Genomic DNA, 20,381 nt, shown 5'->3' with positions numbered 1-20,381 from the left:
ACCGACGCGATCGCCCCGGTCAGGGGCGTTTCTTTCAGGCCGGTCCTGCGCGGAAGTCCTGCTATGGGAGTCCCGCGAACCTAACGCCGATCACCAATTCGGCAGGTCCACAACCTCCTGCCATGACGAACCGTCGTATTGGACTCGCTCGGCATTGCCGTCCCCATCAGGGTCCCACGCCGCTGTTGCGATAACCTCAGACCCCTTGACCGCTGGCGCAGCACTGTCGAACGGCGGGTTATCGCCGACGAATTTGAGTGACCCAACCTCGTCATAGATCGTGTCGCTGATATTTTTGACCGTTGCATCGACGACGCGGCCCGTCGCGGACCCAGACACCGCCAGAAACCGATCAAACCCGTCTGCCTTCGGACTGAGGATCTCGACATCCTCCAGCGTGGTGTCCGACGCAGTGTTGATAAAGCGACCACTGGCCTGATTGCGCGCTCTGGCATCAGCAAGCGTCAGGTCCGACGCAGTCGCTCCATTCAGGACGTTTAGCATCTTCCCGCCAGACCGAATGACAAGGTCGACCTCTGAGACAGTGACGTTATCGACATCTTCGCCGACGGTGACGACGCCATTGACGGTGTTGATATCGCCCGAGATGCCCTGAACCTCGACGTTCGAGACGCCGCCCACAAAGTGGACCAGCGAGTCGAAGCTGCCCGCTCGGCTGGTCGTGATATTGGAGACGACGATGCCAGATTCCGTGTCCTGTGCAGGATCAGAGCCACCCCCGACGTAATCCTCGAACTCGACGCCGCGACGGCCTTTGACAATGATATGGGATGCGGACACACCGCCGATGGTCCCTGCATTGCCCCCGATGAATTTGAGGCTGGCCCCAGGAGCGCCACCTTTGGGATTGCCTGTCAGGTTGCGGATCGAGCCGTCGTGAACATCTCCCGAAGCCCCATCGAGCGGGACCGAAAACGCCCCACACTCGATTGCGCAGATATCGTCGTGTGTGACTCCGTGGAGACCGTCGACGGAGAAGTCAAATGTCGGGCCGACGATGTGGAGGCCATCCTGGTTGCCGACCGATCCGTCCTGGTCGAACCACAGATTCCCGACGGTGAGGTCGGTAACGGCCTCGGGACGAACAGCGTATGATGTCGTCCGCAGTTCGAGGTTTTTGACCGAGCAGGTGTCGACCTGATAGAGTCGGATGCCGACGTGCTTGGCGTCGTTTGCCGTCCGATTTTGATGCCCAGGCCGTTGATCAAGATAGGGGCGGCCGACGCCGACGATGTGGATATTCTGATCGCGGACGGCATCGTCGTCATAGTTTTTATTACGGATCAGGTTTTGGCCGACCCCATCTGCCAGCACACAGTCGCCGTGGATTACGACAGTCGTGTTCGAGGGGATTTCAAGGCTGTTTGTCAATAGCCAGACTCGGTCGTAGTCCTCGCCATCCTCCCCTGTGTAGCTGTCGGGGCCGTCTGGCCCAACCACGACTGTCCCTGGATCGGTGTCGAGATCGTCCAGAGCGTTCTGGAGTTGCTGGTAGCCGTCTGCTCCATCCCATCCCCGCGCATGGATGATACCCGCGCTCGGTCCCTCCTCTGTATCTACCAGTTCGGCATCCTGTCGCTCGACGTCCTCGCGCACCTGCTGCCCGCCCTTCCGCTTGTATTCGTCTGGTGTTCGTGCCATGGCAGATCACCGGGCGTTCATCGCCGCCCGAAACGTGGCCTCGCCGCCTGACACATTCGTGACCGTTGCGCGCATCCGTCGCGGGACGGCCTCGTCGACGAACGCCGTCTCGGTCGTGCTCGAGACCGAGTCGAACGGCATCCAGTCGCCCTCGCTATTCCGCACCTCCTGGACGAGGTCGTACGTAGCCGGTTCGTTGCCGTCGCCATCATCAACGAGTGTCGCGACGCGGTCGGCAGTGTCGGTCTTGGCATCAACCGTGATCGATTCGCCGTCAGCGAGCGTTGCCTCTTTCGTGCGAGTGGGTGCGTCGTTACTCATGGGTTGCAGAAGTGGGGTCCGTGCCCTCTCTGGTGCTCGGCCGGGCCAGCGTCATCGGGTCAGTGGTCGGGCTACCCGCCTGCCAGCACAGTCCCCGGCACCCGCTCCGACAGCGGCGACGTCGGCGGATCACTGTCGACGCTCGGCGCGATCGAGCAGCGGCAATTCGGGTGTGAGGGGGCGAGTAATCTGAAGACCTGCCCGCGGAACTCCACGAGCCCGTCACGCATCTCAGCCAGCGCCAGCTCGGCGCCGGAGAGTCGGCGGCAGAAGGTACAGACGCGAGCATCGTTCGTATCCAGCCACTCGCCGTGACTGACGACGCCGACGCCAGCCCGCTCGTATCTGTCGAGCGTGGCCACCGAATACGCGTGCTGAGTTTCCGATCTGGCGAGCGTTTCGGCCTGGGTGTGCTGGAGTGTCCGCACCTCCTCGGTCAGCTTGTCGGCCGTCTTCCGTGGGTTCCAGCCCTGGTCCATGCCCTCAACGAGCGTGTCGCGGACGGGCTCGGCCGCGTCCGCGCCGACGCTCTGGAGATTCTCGTAAGTCCGGGTGTAGAGTTCCTGGAGCGCCCGACGGGGGGCGGGCATGTCCAGCAGGCCCTCGATCACGTCACCGTCCTCGCCACCTGGGAGGGAGCCGACGCTGACACCCTCGGTGCGGAGTCGTGATCGGGCCTGTTGCCACGCCTGGGCGTACGCCGCGCGGAGCAGCGCGCCCGTCCAGTGCTCGCCGTTGCGGACGCGACGTTGGGGCATGGGTTCGAGGAGGTCGGCGTCGAGGCGGTCCTGCCACCACGCCAGGAACGCCGCGATCTTGGCGCGGTCGGTCTGGAACCGGAACACCTGCGGCGCGTCGTCAGGCAGGTCCGCCGCGCTGGTAGCGGCCTGAGCGTCCTGCCCGAGGCCGAAGATGTCGTCCTCGTAGCCAGCCCAGCGGCGGACCTGGTCCCGAAGCCGGCGGAACCGGCGGCGGATCTCGCGGAGGAAGTCCTCGCGGAGGTTCTTGGCTGGATCAGGCATGGGTTAGATCACGCGGTCAGTCAGCTCGAAGCGGAAGATCCGCCGGTCGCGGCGGACGTCGCCCTCGTAGTACTCGATCCAGAGTTCGCCGCGTTCCTGCCAGAGTTCGTATGTCCGGTAGTTCGTCGCCGCCCAGCCGTCGTTGTACTGTGCCATCGTGCGGGTCGTGCCATCGTTGAATTCCGTGCGGTGGATGGTGTAGTCGTCGCCGGGGAGATGGCGCTTAGCGAGGGTGTGGATCTGCCTGGTGCCGCGGCCCGAGCCACCCTCCTCGGTCGGGATGTAGCCCGCGCCATCGTCCGGCGACCACTCACGGGGATCATCGGCGGACGTATCAGCCACGGTCGATTCTGGCGGTCGGAAGACGCCTGAAAGTCGCCGCCGGATGCTCTCGAACATGATCAGTCCTTCCGAACGCTCCGTGGGATCGACTCGCCCTCTGCAGATGGTTGCTCGCACTGGACGTCGTCTGTCGGCGAGTCGGCCCGGACAATCGTGGTCTCGCAGGTCCCACACCGCCACCCCGTCAGCTGGATGTACTCGAACCACTCCCACGACTGGCTACGGCAGACCGGGCACTCGCAGTTTGGGCTGTTGTCTGTCATGAGTCAGTCCCCCGGCAGGATTGAGTTACTCAGCAACTGGCTGGAACAGGTGAGGAGCGGTAATCTTGCGTGTCTTGTTCTCAACCCTCTGATGACACTCGCTACAGAGTGCCATGAGGTTCCAATCGCCATTCGTTCCACCAGAAGCCACTGGGATAATGTGGTGGACCGCAAGTTTTCGGCCGTTGGGCGACGTGCCACATATTTCACATTCATGATTTGCGTGTTCTCGTTGATCGGCCGCGATCTTCTCCCAAGAAGTTTCGCCTAAAGCAGCTCGAACCCTATCAACGACTGTCTTCCCACCTTTCCACGCTGGATTCTTTTCACCACGGCGTTTCTCGGACATCCAGTCACTGAAACAGTCCTCGCTACAAACTGCGACTTCGCCGCGAAAGTGGTGCGACCGGCGCGTGATTTCTTTCCCACAGTTGGCGCATACCTTGGTCTCAAACTCCGGGTCAGGCGTTTCTTCAGCCGAAGGTCGGATGGCGTCAACCTGACACTCGCGGCTACAAAACCGTGTGACGTTGACGAGTGCGGGCGTGACTTTGTATTCGGAACCGCAATATTCGCATTCGACCACCTCTTTCCCGCCATCCCACCAGGGCGCGCCTTCGCCGGACATCCTATCGGCACGCCATCTATTCTCACATTCCTGCGAGCAGAAGTGGTGGTCATTGTTTTCGAGTTGGGACGGCGACTTGTACGTCTGTTCGCCGCACCAGTCGCACGGGACTGAGTTTCCGGCCCGCATCGACGCATTGTGACAGGCTTTGCTGCAGAACTTCGTGCCATCACGATCTCGGTCACTCTCAACCCGATACCTGTACTCTTCAAATTCGGTACCACACTCAGCACATTCGAGCGTGACTTTCGAACCTTCACCTTCGCAATCACTCAACGCGAGATGTTGATTCAGCCGCTCGAACTCTTCACCACAGTCCGGACATGTGTCGCCCATGGCGTAATATGGTTTTGCGGAGCCTTAATGGTTGTCAGTCCCCGGGTAAGAAGCTATCTCCCCTCCAAAAGTCGTAGCCAGAAAATATCCAGTCGAGAAACGCACCGCAGAATTGGTCCGGCGTAGCCACGTTGCCGTCCATCTCCGACTCACATCCCTCGAAATCGCCACCCATGGATGCAAAGGCCTTCAGCCCGATCGCCCGGGCCGGCAAGTCCGCCTCTTCCCACGACTCGGGCGGCGACCAGTCGCCGAGTTCCGCCTCGGCACAGGCCATCTCGGCCTCTTCGCCACCCAGTTCGTCGAGCGGGTTCACGTCTGCGTCGACGTCGGCCGCCGAGAGGTCGCTCGCCTTGTAGAAGCCCAGCGGTGGGTCAGCATCGGCGAGTGTGACCACGTAGGTCGGCGACTCGGAACTCGCTTCGACGCGGTCCGGGATGTCCTCGCCCTCGTCGATCTCGCGCGTCTCGGTGATCGTCTCGACCACCAGCCCGAGTCCGTCCGGCGTCTGGACCAGGTCTTCGCCGGGTTCGTAGCGCGTCGCGAGTTGAGCCGAGGTTTCGCCAGTCTCTTCTGTGGCGTCGGAGGCTACTGGCGGCTCAAAGTCATAGCCGAGCAGGATGTTAGGGATGTCCTTGTCAGGCATTTCTATCCCTCATATTTATACCGACGCTCCACATATTTGTAGAGTGTGGTGGAATACATGAATGGTCAGACAGAATGCGCCCGGTGCACATCGACCGACGAGCTTGATCACGGTATCGTAGTCGGTCTTTTGAGTGAGTTGAATGAGCCGGTGTGTAACATCTGCCGTTCCGAGGAACTTGCCGACGAGACGCCGCTAAGCAAGCGCGAATCGGAGGTGTACGCACTGAAGGAGTTGGTTGGGTGGCAGCATGGTGATATCGCAGAATTCCTTGGACTGGAGAAATCCACGGTCGACACCGTCTCACAGCGGGTTGGTGAGAAGACTGAGAAGTCGAAGCGCCTCGCGTCGATCGACGGCGACTAATCACCGCCAGTCACCTCCGTAGCTTCACGAACGGTCCCGTCGGCAAGATCGTCCGATTCGGGAAGCCCGATAATTGCCTCGTTTTGCCCAGCATTGTTTAGCTCAGGGTTGATTGCGTGGTGATCCATCACGTTTTCTATTGGGACCTCCATTGTGACGACGACGGCGTCTTCGGCTTCGATGGGATTGCCCTCGGCGTCGAACCCTGCCTCGTCGATCACCTGTCCGATAGTGTTCTCATCAGTCGTCCAACTCGCTAATGTTCGCGGCGGGAGTGATTCGCCATTCCGCAGCCGCTCCGCCGCCTCACCATGAAGAAATCTATGGGCGGTAATCGTGTCGCCCTCCGCCACCTCGCCAAGGACATCAGAGACATGGTCCTGATAGTCGGCTGCAGTTTGGACGGTTTCCGGGCTCGCTTGGTTCTGGAGCATCGGCGTGTCGGTGATGTCGGTCGGGTCATTTCGGTTCCCGGTTGCCTGTTCCGCCGCTTTCCAGAGTGGTGCTGTGTCACTATCTGTTGGCCACCCGGCCCAAGCCTGGGTTAGGTTGCTGACTGTCTGTCTGTCGCTTTCGTCAGAGAATGTTTCGTAAGCTCCTTTAATCAGTCCAGAAACGGCCCCGCCCGCCTCTGTGAATTTCCCCTCCTCATCGCGCGGATGCAGTTCGGGAGTCCAGTCGTCGGCTGATAGGGCGGCCCGCGGCTTGGGCCCACACAGCGCCCGGGCCTCGTCACTGTAGTCGGCCCAGATGGATTCGGCCGCCGCTTCGGAGAGGCCCACCGCAGTGACGGGGTGGTCGTGGATGCTGTAGTCCTCGGCCGGCCACTCCGTATCGCCGATCCGGACCGGGCCCTCGGCGACGTCGGCCAGCTCGTCGAGGAACGCCTCGAGCGTGGCCTGATCGTGGAAGGGGTCGCCGCCGACGTTGGTGAAGGTCACGCCCGACTGCCCGTCAGCCAGCGCCGCGTCGGTATCTTGGAGTTGGTCGCCGCAATATGGGCAGAGCCGGCGGTCGTTGTCGTCGGTATCTACGTCATCGAACTGGCCGAACACGTCGCCCTCAACCGCACAGTACGCTTCGTCGGGATCCAGGCGATAGAACGCATCGTCAGTGTTCATCGCCGGGCCGTAGGCATGGCGATCCGCGCCAGTTGCGAGCGCCGCATCCACATCCGTGAACTCTGCGAACGCCTGCTGGACGCGTGGGTCGGACTCGTCCAGTTCGGCCTCGTCTGCGCCGTCGCCGCCGAGGACGTCGTCGGGATCCATATCCAGGAACGTGTCGACGATCTCGTCCTGCGGGACGATCGTGTCCGCGCCACCCTTCGGACCTGCGGCCGTCGCGAGGCCGTTCATCAGCGTCGCGAACGCCTCGGGGTCGAACTCCTCGTCGCGGAGCGGCGACGCTGCCTCCTCGGGCCGGATCCGGAGCCGTGGCGTCACGTCCAGCTCCGCGTCGGCCTGCGCACTGCCGTGGAGGAACTCGCGGGCCTTCTGCTCGAGTGCGCCCTGGAAGTCGGCTTCGAGCCGCCGGCGCTCCCGCTTGACCTCGTCGCGGTAGTCCTCCTGCTGGACGTCGGTCACGTCGCGGTTGATGTCGCCGGCGAACCCGACCCGGTACAGCGGCGTCGGCATCGCCGCCAGGACGAACTCGATCTCCTGCTGGATCGTGTCGACGGCGTCGGGGACTGACCCGTCCAGTTCCGTGATCTCGACCGGGACGTTCGTCCCCGAGACCGTGTCCGGCGAGTTGACGCTCAGGTCGTCGCGGATCTTTGTTGCGAGCTCCCGATCGTCCGTGTCCACCTTGGCGATGATGTTCGCAAAGGCCGTGTTCAGGATCGCCTGGTCGATATGGGCGAGTTTCTCCTTGACGGCATCCGCCCGCTCGGCGACGGTCGCCGTGTCCGGGCGGCCAAACAGCGCGCCCGTGTCGGCGTCGTAGGGCGAGACCGTGATGTCGTCCAGCGCGAACGGGATCTCGTCACGCTCGCTCGCGCCGAAAACGTCGTCGAACTGGGCGATGGTCGCGGTCTTCCCCGCCGGCGTCTTGGGCGCGGTTTCGCGCGAGTCGTCACCGAGGTCGTCGACGGCCACCGATTCGAACTCGTTGGCGTTGTCATCTGGCCGAAGGGCGATTGCCTTCCCCTCCCGGATGTAGGCCGTGACCGTTTCAGTCTTGATCGGGCGCAGTGCGAGGAGGCGCTCGCGCTTGGTCGGGTCGTCCCAGGAGTGTTCGACGAGGCCCGTGCCACGCCGGCCGCGGCGGTCCTTGACGATCGCCTCCAGCAGGTCCGTGGCAGAGGCGTCGAAGTCCCAGCCGTCGATGTAGCTGTTGGCGAGCCACTGCTCCAGCGCCGTGTCCAGGTCAAGCCCCCGGTACTGCTCGGCGTAGTGGTCATCCGGCACCGACGGGACAGCCTCCTCGTCCGCATCGTCGCCCAACTCCAGCGTGACCGAGAGCCCGGGCTCGAGGACGTCCGCGGCGAAGTTCTGGACCGGGACACGAATCAGCGGGTTGTTCTTGTAGGCCTCCCGCCACTGCTCGATGTTCGATTTGTCCGGCTCGGCCGTGTGTTCGCGCCGGCCGATGACGATCGGGCGCTTGTCCCGGGCCTGCGGACTCGCCTCGCCATCCTGGGCGTTGCCGTCGCTGCTGTCGGCGGCGAGTGCAGCGTCGGTCGCCAGAACTGGCTTGTCGGTCGAGGCGTCTTTCATCCGTTACTCCTCCGCGTACCGATTGTACGCGACGACGTAGTCGCGATCGATCACGACCGGTGGCGAGTCGTCGTCCGTGTGCAGTTTGAGTTCGTCCGGGTGCTGTCCGACGGCCGTGACACCGCGATAGTCGGTCTCGCGGCCGTGTGCCTCTGCCGCCGCCGCCGTCCACATGATTGTCACTATCATTAGAATACCACCGCGTTCATCGGCGCTGGCCGCGTTGGTCCCGCTGTCGCCGGACCGCGTCTCGGATCTGGCTAGAGGTTTGGGCGTCTGCGTTGATCGTAACGGCGTTCGCAGGCGGCTGCACTGCGTTGCCGGTGACGGTGACGTCGACGCCACCGCCCGTCATGCGGCCGGCGGCCTGAGCCTGTCGCTGGGATGTGATCGCCGTGTTGCCGCGCAGGTTGCCACAGACCAGGGCCGTCCCGCCGCCGACGAGCTGGGCCATGGCCAGCATCCCCGGTGGGATCTCGTCGGACGGGTCGTCGGGCCCGGTGTAGACGGTCGCGCCGTAGCGGTTGTCGCACCACTCGCAGGTGACGTAGACCGTCGTGTCTCTGGGTAGCTGTGCTGGATTCGGCGGGTCAGTGTGCGGAGTGCCGCACTCGGGACAGCGGAGTGTTGTCATGGGTGGGTCAGAAGACGACCGCGTTCTCGGGTGAGATGCCCTCTGGCGTGCAGTCACGCGCCCAGATAGCCATTGAGCAAGCGTCGAGGAAGTCCGGCGAGCGGTCGATCCGGTCGGCGATCGCGTCCTTCGCGTTGACCGTGACGACCTCCGCGCCGTGTTCGCCGCGGGAGTCCAGCGTCTTGGTGCCGTATCGGATGGTCCGCCCGCCGGCGACCAGCTCTTCACGGAGGTCGCCGTCGACGTAGCGAGCGTCCGGGAGTGCGGCCCCCAGTGCGGCCAGGGCTTCGGCTCGCTGGGTCGCGTAGTTGACCAGGCCGTACGGGTTGTCGTCGGCCTCGCCGTCGGTGAGCGGCTTCTTGTCACTCCCGAAGCGGTAGACGTCGGGCAGCCGGTCGTCCAGATATCCCGCCAGGCCCGAGCCCTCGCCGGAGGCGTCCACAGCGACCGGGTGGTTGCGGATGCCGCCCAGGCGGTCCTCGGCCAGCAGTGCCTCCTCCTGGGCCGGGTAGTCGGCGTCCTGGGCCGTGTACTGGACTTCGACGTCGCCGTTCTGGTACCACGTGATCGCGACCGTCCGGTCCGAGCCGGGGCCGGCGACGTCGATGCCGGTCCCGACGGGTGGGTTGTTGGGGACCGCCGCGCCGAGCGTCGAGACCGTCCGCGGCTTGGCGTAGGCCGCCTTCGCCGTCGCCGCGTCGTAGGGGCGGGCGATCGTTGCCGAGTCCGGTGGCATGATGCCACCCCGCCGGCGGTACCAGTCCTCGTGAAGATCCTCACGGAAGTCAGGGTGGTCCGGATCGGTCCACTGCTGGGCCTGGGCGACGCCCGGCCACGGGATATCGTGATAGTCCCGCCAGTCGGCCTTGAGCGCGGAGACGGTCGCCATGCCGTCGATCCGCTCGCCCTCGCGCTGTCCTGTCTCGACGAGGACGTTGTGGCTGTCGAACGACGACACACGCACCGTGTGCCACGGCGAGTCGTCGGCGACGATGTCGGCGAAGGCGTTCGTTTCGTCCGTTGGCGGGTTGCCGACAGCGAGCATCCGGCCCTTGTCGTAGTCGGTGACGAGCGACCGCATCGCGTCGATCGTCTCGGCCGTCACGTCGTCCTTGTCGGCCTCTTCGATGATCGACAGCGTGTACCCCTCGTGGGCCCCCTCCAGTTCGCCGGCATCGGACGGCGTCGCCGCCTCGAAGTAGTGTTCGGGGTCGTCGTAGTCGATGCGCGGCGGCTGTTTCTTGAACTCGCCGGGGAGTCCTGCGCCGCCGTTCGCGGCATTCTGGAGCTTGTCGATCGGCCGGCACAGCGTCCGGTACAGCTTCTTGCCCGTTCCCGACGTCCCAAAGGAGATGGCCGGGTAGCGGACGTTCTGCCACGCCAGCACGATCGCTGCCGTGATGTAGGTCTTCCCCGTCCCGTTCGCCCCGATCACGGCCGTCCGTTCGTTGGTGACGACCGAGCGGCAGATCTCGCGCTGCTTGGGCCCGAGCGTCAGGTCCAGATATGCGGTGATAGCATCCTCGAGCCACGTTTCGTCGCCGGTGTCGGCCCGCTCGGCAAAGTGCGACGGTGGCGGCACCGCGACGATGTCATCGGCATCGGGCGCGGGGCCAGTGCTGTCGGTACTCATGGTGTGCTATTCGTCGGTGCTGATGGCAACCTCGTCGACGCCGGCAGGGAGTAGCCCGTTCACGAGTCGTACCTCATCCTCTGCCGCAGCTGGCGATACGGCCACGTGGCGATACTGGAATGACCAGTCGCCAGTCTCGAACTTGTCGGCCGCCAGCGGAACTATGCCGTGGGTTTGGGAGGTGTGCGCACTCATGAAATCAGTCCTCGTCGTAGTAGCCGGTCAGGTCGTCCCACATCTTCGCCGTCACTTCGACTTCGACGTCCGCGCCGTCGTCCACGGGGCCGTGCAGGTCGTTGGCCTTGAGCCAGCGTCGGATGAACCCCTCCAGTTGTTTCTCGGCCTTCATGACCGCCGACTGGACGTATTCGTAGTAGGACTCACCCTGTGCCGTCCTCTTCTCGGAGCGGTCGATCAGTGGATGCCCCGAGTCCAGCGTCTCCGGCCGCTGTTCGATCCAGTCATCGGCCTTGAGGAGTTTATGGACGCTGACCGCGACCTTGAACAGCATCGCCTCGTCGCCTGTGATCGGCTCACCGTTGCGGGCCTCGAAGCGCTTGTAGTAGTCGTCGTAGATCGCGTCGATAAGCGTCTGGTTGGCCTCGTCCCGGCGTTGGTAGTACGCGTTTTCGTCCGAGTAGAGTTCGTGCGTGGCTGCGTTGTCATTGCCTTCGGGTGCAGCGCCGCCATCGTTCCCTTCGGCGTTGTCGTTGCCCTCGGGTGCGCCGCTGTCTTCGTCACCGCCGTGTGTCCCGCACTTCCCGTGCGAGCCGTTGGCTGGCGCCCGGCAGCGCTCACCCGTTGACTTGGCGGTGGCGACGCATTGCCCCCACTCGCCGTAGTCCCGGTCGCCGGTGATATCCGTGGCTTCCGGGTGGGCGTCGGAGTGGAACTCGTCAGGTGCCATGAGGTTGAGTTTGTTTCAGTCTCCGAGGTTCAGCGCTTCAAGGACGCGCTGCGCCCTATTTGACGGTTCGTAGCCGGTGATGAACGCACGGTGTTTCGCGACATCCCACGGGACGTCGCCGTCTTCGGGCGTCGGGAGCGACAGATCGATGACGGCGTCGTCGGCGTTCCGGAGGAACCAGTGGGACCCATCGTAGCTCGGGTCGACGTCGTCCCAGCCGAGGCGGTAGACCTCGAGGTCGCTGTCCGTGCCGCCCATCGAGTGAAAGTAGCTCTCCGCCAGCACGTAGCACGCGCCCATGATCGGGTCGTCGTACCCCGAGTACTGGTCTTTGCGGACGTCAGGGTGTGCTCGGACGTAGTCGCGGAGTCGTTCCGCGGTATCGTCCGGCTCGACGAGGACATCGGTCATGCAGTGTAGCCCTCCGCGACGGCGTGGGAGATCGTGGCGTCGTTGCCCCGGTGCGTGGGGCAGCACTGCCCGCAGAGGTGGTCCGGGGAGACGAGATCGGCTCCGAGGCAGACTGCCGGGAGCGTACAGTCCTCGCAGCGCGGCCAGGTGCGGTCAGTCATGTGTGCTCGGTACCGTGCTCACTGTCGCGTCAGGCGATTCTCGACCTCGTCGGCCACTTCCCGCTTGATGTCCGGGATGTGGGCCTCTCGGAGGACATCGTCAGGCACGTCAGTCGTGCTCGGGTCCGTGCTCACGTCGCTGTCCTGCGATTCCAGCGCGTCAGCAGCCCGGTGAAACCACTCCGACCAGGACTCGTTGCCCTTCTTGGTGGCTTGGCCGTGTTCGAACGCGTCCTCGGTGACGCTCGTGCTCTTGCGGGTCATGTGTCGGGCTCCGGGCCGCCGTCTGTGCGCTCGATGCCGAAGCGGTCCATCCAGCGCCGAATTGTCGTTTCACTACAGCCACAGATGTCGGCCATTTCGTATATCGAGTTGCCGAGTTGGTGGTACTGCCAGCGGAGCCAGTCCTCGCCAGTGTACGGACACCACTGCGTCTCGCCTGTTTTCGAGTCCGACCACGACAGATCGATGCCCACGGACGGTCCTTCGTAGCTATTACCGCCCGACTGGGTGGCGGTTGTCTCATCGCCTCCGGCGTCCTCGGCCTCTTCTGGGGGCTGTTCGACTTCGCCCGTGCCGACTTCCTGCCGTTTCGCTAAGTGGAGATATTCAGACCGGTCGCGCATCGGAATGTCGTATCGTTTGAGGGCATGCCGCACCGAATTCGAAGCACACCCAATCTCTTCAGCGATGTCGGCAGAATCCCGTTTCCGGTCGATGTACTGTGTGCGGAGCCACTCTTCATCACCGAGTTCTTCGTATTGGACAACACCGCACTGCGATTCCGCTCGGGAGCGTGTTTCTATTCCGTGGCGGTCAAGCCAGTCGCTAATAGTGTGACTACTCACTCCGCATTGCTCCGCAATCTCAGGTGTATTCTTCTCTCGCTCAACATACTGCTCGCGCAACCACCCGGCATCCCGGTATCGTTTATTACCAGCACCCTTCGCGATTGCGCCGGCTTCTGGCAGGTCTCGCCGCGAAATGTCGTACTTGTCCATCCAGTAGCCGATCGTACCATGCGTGATACTCACTTCATCCGCAATCTCAGACATGCTCTTCTTCAGGACGTGATACTGGTGGTACAGCCAGTTTTTGTCTTTGTAGGGCTTGTCGTACTCCTCGCGAGACCCGAACGTAACCGAGCCGCTGTCCTCCGGGTCCGTCGCGTACACCGTCTCGTCGGGGTCGTAGTCGTCGAGCGGCCCGTCGGGCGCGTTACTCATCGTGACCACCGTCCGTGTCGGGGAGTGTCCACGCCGACGGCGAGAGGTCGGGCATGGCCTCGGCGATGGACAGGAGCGGTTCGGCGACGATCTCCGCCAGCGAGGTGATCGCATCCACAATCGCAGAGATGGCGTCGTTGATCCTGCGGCGCGCCATGCGGAGGCGGCGGATGGCCTGCCACCACTCCCGGGAGCCGGGCGTCGCTCGGGCGTACTCGAGGCGACCTTCGTACAGCTGGGCGAACGCGTTCATGCTACCTCGCGCAGTTCAGCGGTCGCAGCCAGCTGGGCGTCGATGTAGGTGTCGACATCCAGGAGCCGGAGTTTGGCTCGAAGCAGATCCGTCGGTTCGTCGGGGGACATGCCGGTGAAGTACGTCGCCATCTTCGCGACGAGGTCGGCGTCCGACGACGGACTGATGTCGTCCCAAGAGACCGTCGGGATCTCCTCGGGATCCTTGCCGTAGTCCTCGGGCTGGACTTCTGCGGCCTCGTCGACGAACGCGACGTAGTCGTCGGCCGCATCCGGCGCTGGATGGGCTTCGCGATACTCTTCTTCTGTGAGGGCCTCTTGATGTGCGTCCTCGTCGGGGAGTTTGCCACGGATTACCGCGTCGTACTTGTCGTTCGGTTCGATCGTGATGTCGACTGTTCGGGGCATCGTGAGTTGCGGTTGAAGGGTTGCGGGTTGGTGATGCTCCCCGCGACCGTCGCGTGTGGTCACGGGGCGAGCGTGGTCAGTCGTCGCGGAGGGCCGACTCGATGATCGTGCAGGAATGCCGCATCCCAGCGGCGTACTCGGCGTTGTGCTCGCTCGCTTCGGCCCGTGCTTCGGCGATCGCCGCCTGGACCTCGTCGCGGTCGATACTCGGGGACCAGTCTTCCGGATGTTCCTCAGTCATCGGCCATCTCCTCGACTGTATCGCGGATGTCGTCGGCGAACACCCACAGGAGCGTGATCAGCGCGCTGTAGCCCAGCCACGACGCCGTCGGCCCGCCGGCGACGATCGTCTCGACGGTCTTGGTGTAGCCCAGCGCCGGCAGCGTCGGGTTGGCGATGAGTTTAATCGTGAGTGTGCGCAGTCGGTGGGTGGAGGTACTGTCGAATAGCATCGGAAACGGTGGAGTGCTCAGGCGATCCCCGCCACGGCGGCCAGCCCCCAGGTGACGACCAACGACGCGACGCTCGCGCCGAGGAAGTACTGGGGCTCCCGCCGGAGCTCGGATAGGATGCGCTCGTTGTGCGTCCAGCGCGAGAGCCAGACGACGCCGTAGCCGGCCAGCCAGACCGCCAGGGGCCACGGCAGGCCGAGCACTGCGATGGCGACCGTCGCCCCCAGTGCCCCGCCGTAGCCCACGGCATGCGTCTCGGCGGCGTAACTGAGAACGCCGTTGCGGTCGGTGTCGGACTCTCGGTACGCGCCGGCCTGTCGGAGCAGGCGGATGATCGTGTCGAGCATGAGTGTTAGCGTGCCTCCGTGAGGTCCACCGGCGGGCCCTGGATCCAGGCGCGGTGGTCGTCGCGCGAGTAGATCACGAGCCGCCCGTCCGACAGGGCGGGCGTCGCGTCGCCGACGGGCAAGGACATGGGATCAGTTAGGCAGGTCACGGCCACAGCGCGGGCAGTGATCCGGTGCGTCGAGCCGGCAGTACGGCCGCCCGCAGAGGCAGGTCGTGCCGTCCCGGGTTGGGGTGGCGGCCATGGCTACTGTTGCTCTTGGTTGATGAGGAGTTCCAGCACCTCTGGGCCCGACACCATCACCGTCACGAGTGTCAGCACAGCCAGCGGGTCAGCCTGCAGGGTCATCGCGTAGATGCCAGCCGCCGCGCCGACCAGTTGCGTAGTGGCCTTGATCGTCTTGAAGGTCTTGAGCGACATACTGAATCGGCTCCTCAGGCAGTCGTCGAGGTGGTCGTTGTACTCCGCGAGTTCGTCGCGAAGCGTCGGTTTTGACGTTGACATAATCGCATCGCGAAGGCCGGCACGGGATTCGAACCCGTGAACGCTCGATGTAGCAAACACGCGGAATGACAAGTCGAGTGCTTTGCCTGACTCAAGCCGGCCAAAAGGAGTCGCCGCGAGGCCCCTACGCCCGCGGCCGTATGGAAATCAGCGGATCGCTTTGCCCACCGCGAGGTCGAGATCGTCGCCCTCCCACATGGCGTCGGCGAACGTCGCCACGTCGAAGCGGTGGCCCCACGCACCCTCCCGGCGTAGTTGTCCGATGGCGCGTTTGAGGAACCACTCGTATGGGGAGCCGTCCCGGCACAGGGACTCGGGGTCGCCGTAGCCGACGGAGCCGCAGGAACACTCGATGCCGTAGGCCCCCTGCTCGGCGTGTTCGGTCAGCTCCTCGTAGCCCACGAACGACTCTCGGACGACCAGCGCTTTCGTCCGAAGCTTCGGACACTCGCTGTCTGCCGGGCGGTACACTACTTTCAGCGGCCGGTAGCACGAAGCACAGAATCGGTGGTCATCGCCAAGGCGCTCCAGCAACTTTCCGCCACTGGCGCGGTCGTGGCAATCTTGTGAGCAGTATGAGCCTTCAACCGAGCTATCCTGTGTCCGAGTGTTGCTACAACCGTCACGAGAGCACGGAAACTCCGTCTGTGCGGTGGATGTTGCAGCCATAGTGGGGGAGTAGTCGCTGGCCGTTGGTCCGCCGCTATGAACGACGGTCCGCGTGCATCGAAAGGGGATGTCCGACCGGGGGTGGAAGCCACACAGGGAGCGTGTGATCGGTCGGCTGGGGTGGGTCGGGGGATGGGCACCCATGTCGGGTGCTGCCTGTTAGTTGCGGCCTGTGGGCCTAAACCATGCCGAAAGGCCAAATTCTTCACACTACCAGTCTGAGTGGACTGTCAGCAAAGGCGAGATGTTACCGGAGTTCGTCGGCGATCGCCGGCGGGAGCTGGGCGAGGAGGTCTTCTGTGACGGCGTCGGCGATCGCATCCTCGTCGATGTCGGGGTCGAGGTCAGCCTCGCGCTCGCCCGTGATCCATTCCGACCAGGTCACGTCGTCGGGCTTCCGTTCGTCAGCCTCATCGCGAGCGGCTTTGCGGACGCGAATAGTCGTCCACTCAGTCATGCTCAGAACGTCGCGAGCTCATGACTGCGACCATCGTCGCGCAGTCCGAGTACGTCATCAGCCAACGATCGCGTGATCTCGTCCTCCGACCAGTGTTCGGTCGGGTTGCCAGCAACGTCACCCGGCGATTGATCAACCATCTCGGCACGCACGGACCCATCATCATTGACCGCTGCGATTTCCCAGACCGCCTGCTCGCCGGTTTGATCGTCCGTGTGTACCAACACATCGCCTTCCGCGAGCGCGTGGCTGTAGTCCCATTCCGAGGTCGGCTTGTCTGCGTAGGTTGCGGGCATTGTTGTTTGCCTCTACTACATTGTTACACCCATACCCACTTAGTCTTTACTACATCATTACTATGCCGTCCGATAGATGTCCCGTCGCGCATCCGAGCCGTGGACCTCCTCGACGACGAGGTCGGCGTCCAGCAGCGTGTCCAGATGCGTCCGGGCCGTCGTGGCGCAGAGGCCGCTCGCCTCGACGAGCGCGCCGAACGTCGTGGGTTCGTTCGCGTCGACCAGCAGGTAGACCAGCGCGGCGGCCGGTGGCTCGTCGGCGATCGCCTCGGGCACGGTCGTCGGCGTGGTGGGTGGGTGTTCCTCAGTCATGGTTGACCTCAAGGTCAAGGTGTGCGAGGCAGTAATCAGAGCCCGCCAATGGTGTGTGTCCACAACGAGTGCCATCAGAAGCGGTTGCTTCGCATCTTTCGTTACTGTGGGCGCCATGCTCTACATCTCCGCCACAGAACCTGCACTCCCGAAGGCCGTAGAAGCCCTTTGCTTCAGTTATCGCGACTGTTTTTTCCACGCCTTGCTTTAGACGCTGGCAGTCCGGGTCTGTGTGATAGACATCGGTTGGATTCGGTGGCAGATAGACGGGCTCGCTCGTCATGCACCATCACACTCCTCGCGGGGGTATTCTCTGAGAGTGATGGATTCCACGGGCCCAACATCACGCCATGACTCGAAGTCCTCTAACAATTCGTACAAGTGAACGCCAGCCCACTCATCAGCGCGGCGTCGGTGGACGAGGACCCACAGTAGATCTCCGACATTTGAGTCCCAGATGTGTTTTGGCGTTATCTCGACAGCATACCCCGACGGCTCTGATTCAGAGAAGCCGGAAATATCAACAACGCCATTCAAAGTGCCGCCGTGTTGGGTCTCAACAGACACTCTGTCAAGCGCACGGGCTTTCGAGAGGTGGGGGACAGGCGATACCAGATTCGGCTCTATTTCATCAACCGCCCAGCTATCAACCACTCGGCACTCCTCCGCCCCGTCGCACTCAACTACATTGGGACGGTCGATGTAATCGCCACAACGCGTACACACACCCCAGGGCAACTTACTCATTTGCACGCACCTCCTGCAGGGCCGCGTTCGCGTGCCCGATCACGTCGTCCCAGTCGGGCTGGTGGTCGGCCAACCACATGACCAGCGCCAGCAGTTGCCGTTCGTGATCGTGCTCGGCAAGCCAGTCAACGACCGCCCGCAGGTCCGGCTCGGTCACGAGTGCGAGCCGGCGCGTTGTGCCGTCCTGCGGATCGACCAGCCGAAGGAGGTCGTGGTTCTCCTCGGCGGCCTGCAGCGCGCTCCGGTAGTCCGACCGGGACATCGGGCCGTGGGCGACCAGCGTCAGCCCGATGCTCGACAGCCGCGCCGCCGGGGGCTGGGGGTCGCCGGTGTTGTGGGCGACCGTCCGGAGGACGCGGTGGTAGCGCTCGCGAGCGGCCTGCCGGTCGGCCTGTCGGGCGCGCTGCTCGTCGCGGGCCTGGTAGTCTACCCCCATTTGCCACACCTCCGACAGACCCAGTCGTACCGATGGTGATGGAACGATAGTACCTCCGTATCGTGCCCACGGACCCAGCAGACCGGACGCAGGAACGGATCAGGCATCGTCGCCCTCCGTGACCGAAGTTATCAGGAGTTGTCGCGGGATATCCCCGTCCGCGATCTGCTCACGTTCGGCTTCGGTCAGTATCGACAAGTCGTACGCCCTGGCGCTACCGTGGATCTTGAGCATCGGGAGCAGAGCCTCGGGCTCAGCGTTAGTCGCGAGCGTTCGCTGCGATGCCGTTAACTCTTCTCCGAGACGATCGGTCTGGAAGACTCCGGACCGGAGGTTCCGCGTCGCGTAGTCGTTTACGACGTACAGGTAGTCGTAACCGTCGGCTGCGGCATCGATTAGCCGGTCGTTGAGGGCGTCGGTGTGGGCTCTCGTCAGCTCGTCAAGGGCGTCGGTCGTGATCTCGTCGGGATCCGGGATTGTCAGGTCCGTGATGTCGGAGAGGTCACTCATCGTCGCTCACCCCGTGCGGTCGGACGACGTCACCGTTCTCGACGAGCGGGTAGTACTCCATGCGGACCCAGTACTTGACTGGGTGATAGGTGTGCGGTCGGTCCGGCAGCGCCTCGATCGCTTGCCGGGTCTTCGTAGCGGCGCCCGGGATGTCGTAGGGATTCGGCAGCGTCGGGTCGTAGACCGAGACCGGAGCCTCCGGCCAGCCCATGTCTTCGACGGGGTCGTCGAGGAGATCCTCCGGTGGGTCGAACGCGAAGTACAACGTCATGCCAGCACCTCCAGCAGGCCGACGATCGCGAGCAGTGCCACAGTCAGCGGGACCCACGTCGCCCCAAGCGTGAACGCCGCCATGCCGAGGGCAGAGCCGAGCCCGGACCGCCGGTACTCGTCTTCACCGAGTTCGAGCGCCCACACCAACCCGACGCCGTAGAGCCCGCCGACGAGGTGCTGCCACGTGAACGTGAGCGTCAGCGACATCAGCCGAGCACCTCCACGTGGTCGCTCTTCGGGTTCGCGTTCAGCGGCTCGCCCTCGTCGGGCTCGACCTCCACGCGCGTCGGGTCGCCCCGGTACTCCCAGATGGCGGTGATCGGCCCCTCGACGGTCCGGGCGTCAGTGGTGATCGCGACGCGCATCCCGATGAACGCGTGGCCCCGCTCGACGCGCACCCAGTCCTCGTCCGCTTCGGGTGGCGGGACCTCGTCGGCGTCCGGGGTTTCTTTCGCGTCGCTCACGACTAGTCACCCCGTTCAGTACCCGTGGTCGACTGTGCAGGCGTTACGAGGTCCTCGGTGTCGCACTGAAGCGGCGTGTTGAACCACCGAACGTCGTCGGCGACCTCGCGGACGTGTTCGCGGAACTCTCGTTCCGTGCGGTCCTCGTACTCCGGCGTGCCCTCGTGGTGGTCGATAGGCTCGCCGACGGGCCGCGTGGCCACGCCGATGACCGTCGACGGGTAGTGCTGTTGGATCTGCCGCTGTTCGCCAAATCCGACGGTGCTGGCGTCTCGCACGTCGTTCGCGTCGTCCCACCGGTAAAGAAACACGGCGAGGTAGTCGTTACTCACGGTGATCGACCTCCAGAATCTCGCCAAGACGCTCGTAAAGCGCTTCGGTCGCTTCCCTGCCGAGGCAGATGCACTGGGTGCAGTCCCGACCGGCGTAGCTGTAGCGGGCTGACAGCTCAAAACCGAACGAGCCGCCGGGCACCAGTTGTGTTTTGAACGTCACGTCGTCGTGATCCATCGGCTGCATCTCGATTTCGGCCGGCTCGATCTGCATGAAGAACCGGTCCGGGTCCGGATGTTCCTTGAAACGCTCAGTACCGCGTTCAGACATCGCGATCGACCTCCGAAGGATCGATGTCGATGTCAGACGGGCCGGCGTAGTTGCCGTCGTCGATAGCCACGACGAGCCGCCCCTCTTCGATCACGGCGGCGTCGATGAAGCCAGTAACTTCGATACCACCGTCGGCGACCGCGACCGCGAGATCGCCCTCCCGGTCGGTCAGGTTCTCGGCGGTGGTCTCGTAGATACCGGCGTAGTCGTCGGGATCAACCGGGATCGTGACCTCCGCCGTCCCGCCATCGCGAGTGAACGCAAACGGGCCGCCGTACTCGACGTGCGATCCACTGTCCCCGTCGACGAACGCGAGACTGTTGATGGAGTCCTTGTGCTCGATACCGCTCATGGATGTATCGTTTTCGGACATG

The 20,381-nt window shown here is 63.8% G+C and carries 37 protein-coding genes and 1 tRNA gene; 1 reads left to right on the top strand and 37 read right to left on the bottom strand.

All coding sequences use genetic code 11. The annotated features are described in order from the left end of the window. Positions 1-90: 90 nt before the first annotated feature. The 7 genes from BMX17_RS16495 to BMX17_RS16465 all read right to left on the bottom strand — a co-directional run bounded on the left by BMX17_RS16495 (position 91) and on the right by BMX17_RS16465 (position 5,220). Positions 91-1,617: a hypothetical protein gene (locus BMX17_RS16495; RefSeq protein ID WP_139203559.1), complete on the bottom strand. Its 1,527-nt coding sequence runs from the start codon at positions 1,615-1,617 to the stop codon at positions 91-93. A gap of 51 nt (positions 1,618-1,668) precedes the next feature. Further along, positions 1,669-1,983 carry a hypothetical protein gene (locus BMX17_RS16490; protein WP_092662087.1) on the bottom strand — a complete coding sequence of 105 codons (315 nt, stop codon included), beginning with the start codon at positions 1,981-1,983 and terminating at the stop codon, positions 1,669-1,671. A gap of 71 nt (positions 1,984-2,054) precedes the next feature. Then, complete coding sequence (locus BMX17_RS16485) at positions 2,055-3,005, bottom strand: phage minor head protein (protein ID WP_092662085.1); 951 nt, start codon at positions 3,003-3,005, stop codon at positions 2,055-2,057. A 3-nt stretch (positions 3,006-3,008) separates the two neighbouring features. Continuing rightward, positions 3,009-3,404: a hypothetical protein gene (locus BMX17_RS16480; protein WP_092662083.1), complete on the bottom strand. Its 396-nt coding sequence runs from the start codon at positions 3,402-3,404 to the stop codon at positions 3,009-3,011. A gap of 2 nt (positions 3,405-3,406) precedes the next feature. Next, a complete protein-coding gene (locus BMX17_RS16475) occupies positions 3,407-3,610 on the bottom strand; it encodes a hypothetical protein (protein ID WP_092662081.1) in 204 nt (67 codons plus the stop codon). Between the two features lie 25 nt (positions 3,611-3,635). After that, positions 3,636-4,574: an HNH endonuclease gene (locus tag BMX17_RS16470; protein WP_092662079.1), complete on the bottom strand. Its 939-nt coding sequence runs from the start codon at positions 4,572-4,574 to the stop codon at positions 3,636-3,638. A 34-nt stretch (positions 4,575-4,608) separates the two neighbouring features. Next, the gene (locus BMX17_RS16465; protein ID WP_092662077.1) at positions 4,609-5,220 is read right to left on the bottom strand and encodes a hypothetical protein; all 612 of its coding nucleotides are present in this window, start codon (positions 5,218-5,220) and stop codon (positions 4,609-4,611) included. Between the two features lie 45 nt (positions 5,221-5,265). On the opposite strand from BMX17_RS16465, the gene BMX17_RS16460 reads away from it, so the two are divergent. Further along, entirely contained in the window at positions 5,266-5,586 is a 321-nt protein-coding gene (locus tag BMX17_RS16460; RefSeq protein ID WP_092662075.1) for a hypothetical protein, read from the top strand. On the opposite strand, the gene BMX17_RS16455 is transcribed toward BMX17_RS16460, so the two are convergent. The 30 genes from BMX17_RS16455 to BMX17_RS16325 all read right to left on the bottom strand — a co-directional run bounded on the left by BMX17_RS16455 (position 5,583) and on the right by BMX17_RS16325 (position 20,380). Next, the gene (locus BMX17_RS16455) at positions 5,583-8,306 is read right to left on the bottom strand and encodes a hypothetical protein (RefSeq protein ID WP_092662073.1); all 2,724 of its coding nucleotides are present in this window, start codon (positions 8,304-8,306) and stop codon (positions 5,583-5,585) included. The two genes, BMX17_RS16460 and BMX17_RS16455, sit on opposite strands and share 4 nt — an antisense overlap. A 3-nt stretch (positions 8,307-8,309) precedes the next feature. Beyond that, the gene (locus BMX17_RS25265; protein ID WP_139203558.1) at positions 8,310-8,495 is read right to left on the bottom strand and encodes a hypothetical protein; all 186 of its coding nucleotides are present in this window, start codon (positions 8,493-8,495) and stop codon (positions 8,310-8,312) included. Between the two features lie 16 nt (positions 8,496-8,511). After that, entirely contained in the window at positions 8,512-8,940 is a 429-nt protein-coding gene (locus tag BMX17_RS16450) for a hypothetical protein (RefSeq protein ID WP_092662071.1), read from the bottom strand. A 7-nt stretch (positions 8,941-8,947) separates the two neighbouring features. Continuing rightward, complete coding sequence (locus BMX17_RS16445; RefSeq protein ID WP_092662069.1) at positions 8,948-10,573, bottom strand: hypothetical protein; 1,626 nt, start codon at positions 10,571-10,573, stop codon at positions 8,948-8,950. Between the two features lie 6 nt (positions 10,574-10,579). Beyond that, a complete protein-coding gene (locus tag BMX17_RS16440; protein WP_092662067.1) occupies positions 10,580-10,768 on the bottom strand; it encodes a hypothetical protein in 189 nt (62 codons plus the stop codon). A 4-nt stretch (positions 10,769-10,772) separates the two neighbouring features. Continuing rightward, positions 10,773-11,480 carry a hypothetical protein gene (locus BMX17_RS16435; protein WP_092662065.1) on the bottom strand — a complete coding sequence of 236 codons (708 nt, stop codon included), beginning with the start codon at positions 11,478-11,480 and terminating at the stop codon, positions 10,773-10,775. A gap of 15 nt (positions 11,481-11,495) precedes the next feature. After that, the gene (locus BMX17_RS16430; protein WP_092662063.1) at positions 11,496-11,891 is read right to left on the bottom strand and encodes a hypothetical protein; all 396 of its coding nucleotides are present in this window, start codon (positions 11,889-11,891) and stop codon (positions 11,496-11,498) included. Positions 11,892-12,070: 179 nt separating this feature from the next. Beyond that, positions 12,071-12,316: a hypothetical protein gene (locus tag BMX17_RS16425; RefSeq protein ID WP_092662061.1), complete on the bottom strand. Its 246-nt coding sequence runs from the start codon at positions 12,314-12,316 to the stop codon at positions 12,071-12,073. After that, positions 12,313-13,278, bottom strand: coding sequence for a MerR family transcriptional regulator (locus BMX17_RS16420; protein ID WP_092662059.1), 966 nt, complete (start codon positions 13,276-13,278; stop codon positions 12,313-12,315). Before BMX17_RS16420 ends, BMX17_RS16425 begins: the two co-directional genes overlap by 4 nt. Further along, complete coding sequence (locus tag BMX17_RS16415; RefSeq protein WP_092662057.1) at positions 13,271-13,531, bottom strand: hypothetical protein; 261 nt, start codon at positions 13,529-13,531, stop codon at positions 13,271-13,273. The genes BMX17_RS16420 and BMX17_RS16415 overlap by 8 nt, the downstream gene beginning before the upstream one ends. Continuing rightward, complete coding sequence (locus BMX17_RS16410; RefSeq protein WP_092662055.1) at positions 13,528-13,938, bottom strand: hypothetical protein; 411 nt, start codon at positions 13,936-13,938, stop codon at positions 13,528-13,530. The genes BMX17_RS16415 and BMX17_RS16410 overlap by 4 nt, the downstream gene beginning before the upstream one ends. Before the next feature lie 76 nt (positions 13,939-14,014). Further along, a complete protein-coding gene (locus BMX17_RS26245; protein WP_170845445.1) occupies positions 14,015-14,179 on the bottom strand; it encodes a hypothetical protein in 165 nt (54 codons plus the stop codon). Further along, a complete protein-coding gene (locus BMX17_RS16405) occupies positions 14,172-14,390 on the bottom strand; it encodes a hypothetical protein (protein ID WP_092662053.1) in 219 nt (72 codons plus the stop codon). Before BMX17_RS16405 ends, BMX17_RS26245 begins: the two co-directional genes overlap by 8 nt. Positions 14,391-14,407: 17 nt before the next feature. Next, on the bottom strand, positions 14,408-14,737 hold the full coding sequence (locus tag BMX17_RS16400; protein ID WP_092662051.1) for a hypothetical protein: 330 nt from the start codon (positions 14,735-14,737) through the stop codon (positions 14,408-14,410). Positions 14,738-14,742: 5 nt separating this feature from the next. Next, a complete protein-coding gene (locus BMX17_RS27325; protein WP_280141404.1) occupies positions 14,743-14,865 on the bottom strand; it encodes a hypothetical protein in 123 nt (40 codons plus the stop codon). Positions 14,866-14,982: 117 nt separating this feature from the next. After that, positions 14,983-15,240, bottom strand: a complete 258-nt coding sequence (locus tag BMX17_RS16395) for a hypothetical protein (protein WP_092662049.1) — start codon at positions 15,238-15,240, stop codon at positions 14,983-14,985. Positions 15,241-15,253: 13 nt separating this feature from the next. Beyond that, positions 15,254-15,342 (bottom strand) — tRNA-OTHER (locus BMX17_RS16390). A 45-nt stretch (positions 15,343-15,387) separates the two neighbouring features. Beyond that, a complete protein-coding gene (locus BMX17_RS16385) occupies positions 15,388-15,711 on the bottom strand; it encodes a hypothetical protein (RefSeq protein WP_092662048.1) in 324 nt (107 codons plus the stop codon). A gap of 445 nt (positions 15,712-16,156) precedes the next feature. Then, positions 16,157-16,366 (bottom strand): hypothetical protein, encoded by a 210-nt coding sequence (locus tag BMX17_RS16380; RefSeq protein WP_092662046.1) that lies wholly within the window; start codon positions 16,364-16,366, stop codon positions 16,157-16,159. 2 nt (positions 16,367-16,368) lie between these two features. Next, positions 16,369-16,662 carry a hypothetical protein gene (locus BMX17_RS16375; RefSeq protein WP_092662044.1) on the bottom strand — a complete coding sequence of 98 codons (294 nt, stop codon included), beginning with the start codon at positions 16,660-16,662 and terminating at the stop codon, positions 16,369-16,371. A 60-nt stretch (positions 16,663-16,722) separates the two neighbouring features. Beyond that, positions 16,723-16,974, bottom strand: coding sequence for a helix-turn-helix domain-containing protein (locus BMX17_RS16370; protein ID WP_092662042.1), 252 nt, complete (start codon positions 16,972-16,974; stop codon positions 16,723-16,725). 279 nt (positions 16,975-17,253) lie between these two features. Beyond that, complete coding sequence (locus BMX17_RS25260; RefSeq protein ID WP_139203557.1) at positions 17,254-17,721, bottom strand: hypothetical protein; 468 nt, start codon at positions 17,719-17,721, stop codon at positions 17,254-17,256. Beyond that, on the bottom strand, positions 17,714-18,157 hold the full coding sequence (locus BMX17_RS16360) for a hypothetical protein (RefSeq protein WP_092662038.1): 444 nt from the start codon (positions 18,155-18,157) through the stop codon (positions 17,714-17,716). Before BMX17_RS16360 ends, BMX17_RS25260 begins: the two co-directional genes overlap by 8 nt. A 99-nt stretch (positions 18,158-18,256) precedes the next feature. After that, entirely contained in the window at positions 18,257-18,667 is a 411-nt protein-coding gene (locus BMX17_RS16355; RefSeq protein WP_092662036.1) for a hypothetical protein, read from the bottom strand. Continuing rightward, positions 18,660-18,938 carry a hypothetical protein gene (locus BMX17_RS16350; protein ID WP_092662034.1) on the bottom strand — a complete coding sequence of 93 codons (279 nt, stop codon included), beginning with the start codon at positions 18,936-18,938 and terminating at the stop codon, positions 18,660-18,662. The genes BMX17_RS16355 and BMX17_RS16350 overlap by 8 nt, the downstream gene beginning before the upstream one ends. Then, the gene (locus tag BMX17_RS16345; RefSeq protein WP_092662032.1) at positions 18,935-19,147 is read right to left on the bottom strand and encodes a hypothetical protein; all 213 of its coding nucleotides are present in this window, start codon (positions 19,145-19,147) and stop codon (positions 18,935-18,937) included. The genes BMX17_RS16350 and BMX17_RS16345 overlap by 4 nt, the downstream gene beginning before the upstream one ends. Further along, positions 19,147-19,404, bottom strand: coding sequence for a hypothetical protein (locus tag BMX17_RS16340; protein WP_092662030.1), 258 nt, complete (start codon positions 19,402-19,404; stop codon positions 19,147-19,149). Before BMX17_RS16340 ends, BMX17_RS16345 begins: the two co-directional genes overlap by 1 nt. 2 nt (positions 19,405-19,406) lie before the next feature. Then, positions 19,407-19,736, bottom strand: a complete 330-nt coding sequence (locus BMX17_RS16335) for a hypothetical protein (RefSeq protein ID WP_092662028.1) — start codon at positions 19,734-19,736, stop codon at positions 19,407-19,409. Beyond that, positions 19,729-20,007 (bottom strand): hypothetical protein, encoded by a 279-nt coding sequence (locus BMX17_RS16330; RefSeq protein WP_092662026.1) that lies wholly within the window; start codon positions 20,005-20,007, stop codon positions 19,729-19,731. The genes BMX17_RS16335 and BMX17_RS16330 overlap by 8 nt, the downstream gene beginning before the upstream one ends. Further along, positions 20,000-20,380, bottom strand: coding sequence for a hypothetical protein (locus tag BMX17_RS16325; protein ID WP_092662024.1), 381 nt, complete (start codon positions 20,378-20,380; stop codon positions 20,000-20,002). Before BMX17_RS16325 ends, BMX17_RS16330 begins: the two co-directional genes overlap by 8 nt. Position 20,381: the final 1 nt, after the last annotated feature.

The organism is Halorientalis persicus (genome assembly GCF_900110215.1).
GTDB classification, from domain to species: domain Archaea; phylum Halobacteriota; class Halobacteria; order Halobacteriales; family Haloarculaceae; genus Halorientalis; species Halorientalis persica.
The sequence above is the reverse complement of the archived record's forward strand: the minus strand, read 5'-3'. Positions and strand labels throughout refer to the sequence as shown.

What these genes read in the sequence shown, in the direction of transcription:
- BMX17_RS16490 (WP_092662087.1), bottom strand. Translation starts at nt 1,983, where the DNA reads ATGAGTAACGACGCACCCACTCGCACGAAAGAGGCAACGCTCGCTGAC.
- BMX17_RS16485 (WP_092662085.1), bottom strand. Translation starts at nt 3,005, where the DNA reads ATGCCTGATCCAGCCAAGAACCTCCGCGAGGACTTCCTCCGCGAGATC.
- BMX17_RS16480 (WP_092662083.1), bottom strand. Translation starts at nt 3,404, where the DNA reads ATGTTCGAGAGCATCCGGCGGCGACTTTCAGGCGTCTTCCGACCGCCA.
- BMX17_RS16475 (WP_092662081.1), bottom strand. Translation starts at nt 3,610, where the DNA reads ATGACAGACAACAGCCCAAACTGCGAGTGCCCGGTCTGCCGTAGCCAG.
- BMX17_RS16470 (WP_092662079.1), bottom strand. Translation starts at nt 4,574, where the DNA reads ATGGGCGACACATGTCCGGACTGTGGTGAAGAGTTCGAGCGGCTGAAT.
- BMX17_RS16465 (WP_092662077.1), bottom strand. Translation starts at nt 5,220, where the DNA reads ATGCCTGACAAGGACATCCCTAACATCCTGCTCGGCTATGACTTTGAG.
- BMX17_RS16455 (WP_092662073.1), bottom strand. Translation starts at nt 8,306, where the DNA reads ATGAAAGACGCCTCGACCGACAAGCCAGTTCTGGCGACCGACGCTGCA.
- BMX17_RS25265 (WP_139203558.1), bottom strand. Translation starts at nt 8,495, where the DNA reads ATGATAGTGACAATCATGTGGACGGCGGCGGCGGCAGAGGCACACGGC.
- BMX17_RS16450 (WP_092662071.1), bottom strand. Translation starts at nt 8,940, where the DNA reads ATGACAACACTCCGCTGTCCCGAGTGCGGCACTCCGCACACTGACCCG.
- BMX17_RS16445 (WP_092662069.1), bottom strand. Translation starts at nt 10,573, where the DNA reads ATGAGTACCGACAGCACTGGCCCCGCGCCCGATGCCGATGACATCGTC.
- BMX17_RS16440 (WP_092662067.1), bottom strand. Translation starts at nt 10,768, where the DNA reads ATGAGTGCGCACACCTCCCAAACCCACGGCATAGTTCCGCTGGCGGCC.
- BMX17_RS16435 (WP_092662065.1), bottom strand. Translation starts at nt 11,480, where the DNA reads ATGGCACCTGACGAGTTCCACTCCGACGCCCACCCGGAAGCCACGGAT.
- BMX17_RS16430 (WP_092662063.1), bottom strand. Translation starts at nt 11,891, where the DNA reads ATGACCGATGTCCTCGTCGAGCCGGACGATACCGCGGAACGACTCCGC.
- BMX17_RS16425 (WP_092662061.1), bottom strand. Translation starts at nt 12,316, where the DNA reads ATGACCCGCAAGAGCACGAGCGTCACCGAGGACGCGTTCGAACACGGC.
- BMX17_RS16420 (WP_092662059.1), bottom strand. Translation starts at nt 13,278, where the DNA reads ATGAGTAACGCGCCCGACGGGCCGCTCGACGACTACGACCCCGACGAG.
- BMX17_RS16415 (WP_092662057.1), bottom strand. Translation starts at nt 13,531, where the DNA reads ATGAACGCGTTCGCCCAGCTGTACGAAGGTCGCCTCGAGTACGCCCGA.
- BMX17_RS16410 (WP_092662055.1), bottom strand. Translation starts at nt 13,938, where the DNA reads ATGCCCCGAACAGTCGACATCACGATCGAACCGAACGACAAGTACGAC.
- BMX17_RS26245 (WP_170845445.1), bottom strand. Translation starts at nt 14,179, where the DNA reads ATGACTGAGGAACATCCGGAAGACTGGTCCCCGAGTATCGACCGCGAC.
- BMX17_RS16405 (WP_092662053.1), bottom strand. Translation starts at nt 14,390, where the DNA reads ATGCTATTCGACAGTACCTCCACCCACCGACTGCGCACACTCACGATT.
- BMX17_RS16400 (WP_092662051.1), bottom strand. Translation starts at nt 14,737, where the DNA reads ATGCTCGACACGATCATCCGCCTGCTCCGACAGGCCGGCGCGTACCGA.
- BMX17_RS27325 (WP_280141404.1), bottom strand. Translation starts at nt 14,865, where the DNA reads ATGTCCTTGCCCGTCGGCGACGCGACGCCCGCCCTGTCGGACGGGCGG.
- BMX17_RS16395 (WP_092662049.1), bottom strand. Translation starts at nt 15,240, where the DNA reads ATGTCAACGTCAAAACCGACGCTTCGCGACGAACTCGCGGAGTACAAC.
- BMX17_RS16380 (WP_092662046.1), bottom strand. Translation starts at nt 16,366, where the DNA reads ATGACTGAGTGGACGACTATTCGCGTCCGCAAAGCCGCTCGCGATGAG.
- BMX17_RS16375 (WP_092662044.1), bottom strand. Translation starts at nt 16,662, where the DNA reads ATGCCCGCAACCTACGCAGACAAGCCGACCTCGGAATGGGACTACAGC.
- BMX17_RS16370 (WP_092662042.1), bottom strand. Translation starts at nt 16,974, where the DNA reads ATGACTGAGGAACACCCACCCACCACGCCGACGACCGTGCCCGAGGCG.
- BMX17_RS25260 (WP_139203557.1), bottom strand. Translation starts at nt 17,721, where the DNA reads ATGAGTAAGTTGCCCTGGGGTGTGTGTACGCGTTGTGGCGATTACATC.
- BMX17_RS16360 (WP_092662038.1), bottom strand. Translation starts at nt 18,157, where the DNA reads ATGGGGGTAGACTACCAGGCCCGCGACGAGCAGCGCGCCCGACAGGCC.
- BMX17_RS16355 (WP_092662036.1), bottom strand. Translation starts at nt 18,667, where the DNA reads ATGAGTGACCTCTCCGACATCACGGACCTGACAATCCCGGATCCCGAC.
- BMX17_RS16350 (WP_092662034.1), bottom strand. Translation starts at nt 18,938, where the DNA reads ATGACGTTGTACTTCGCGTTCGACCCACCGGAGGATCTCCTCGACGAC.
- BMX17_RS16345 (WP_092662032.1), bottom strand. Translation starts at nt 19,147, where the DNA reads ATGTCGCTGACGCTCACGTTCACGTGGCAGCACCTCGTCGGCGGGCTC.
- BMX17_RS16330 (WP_092662026.1), bottom strand. Translation starts at nt 20,007, where the DNA reads ATGTCTGAACGCGGTACTGAGCGTTTCAAGGAACATCCGGACCCGGAC.
- BMX17_RS16325 (WP_092662024.1), bottom strand. Translation starts at nt 20,380, where the DNA reads ATGTCCGAAAACGATACATCCATGAGCGGTATCGAGCACAAGGACTCC.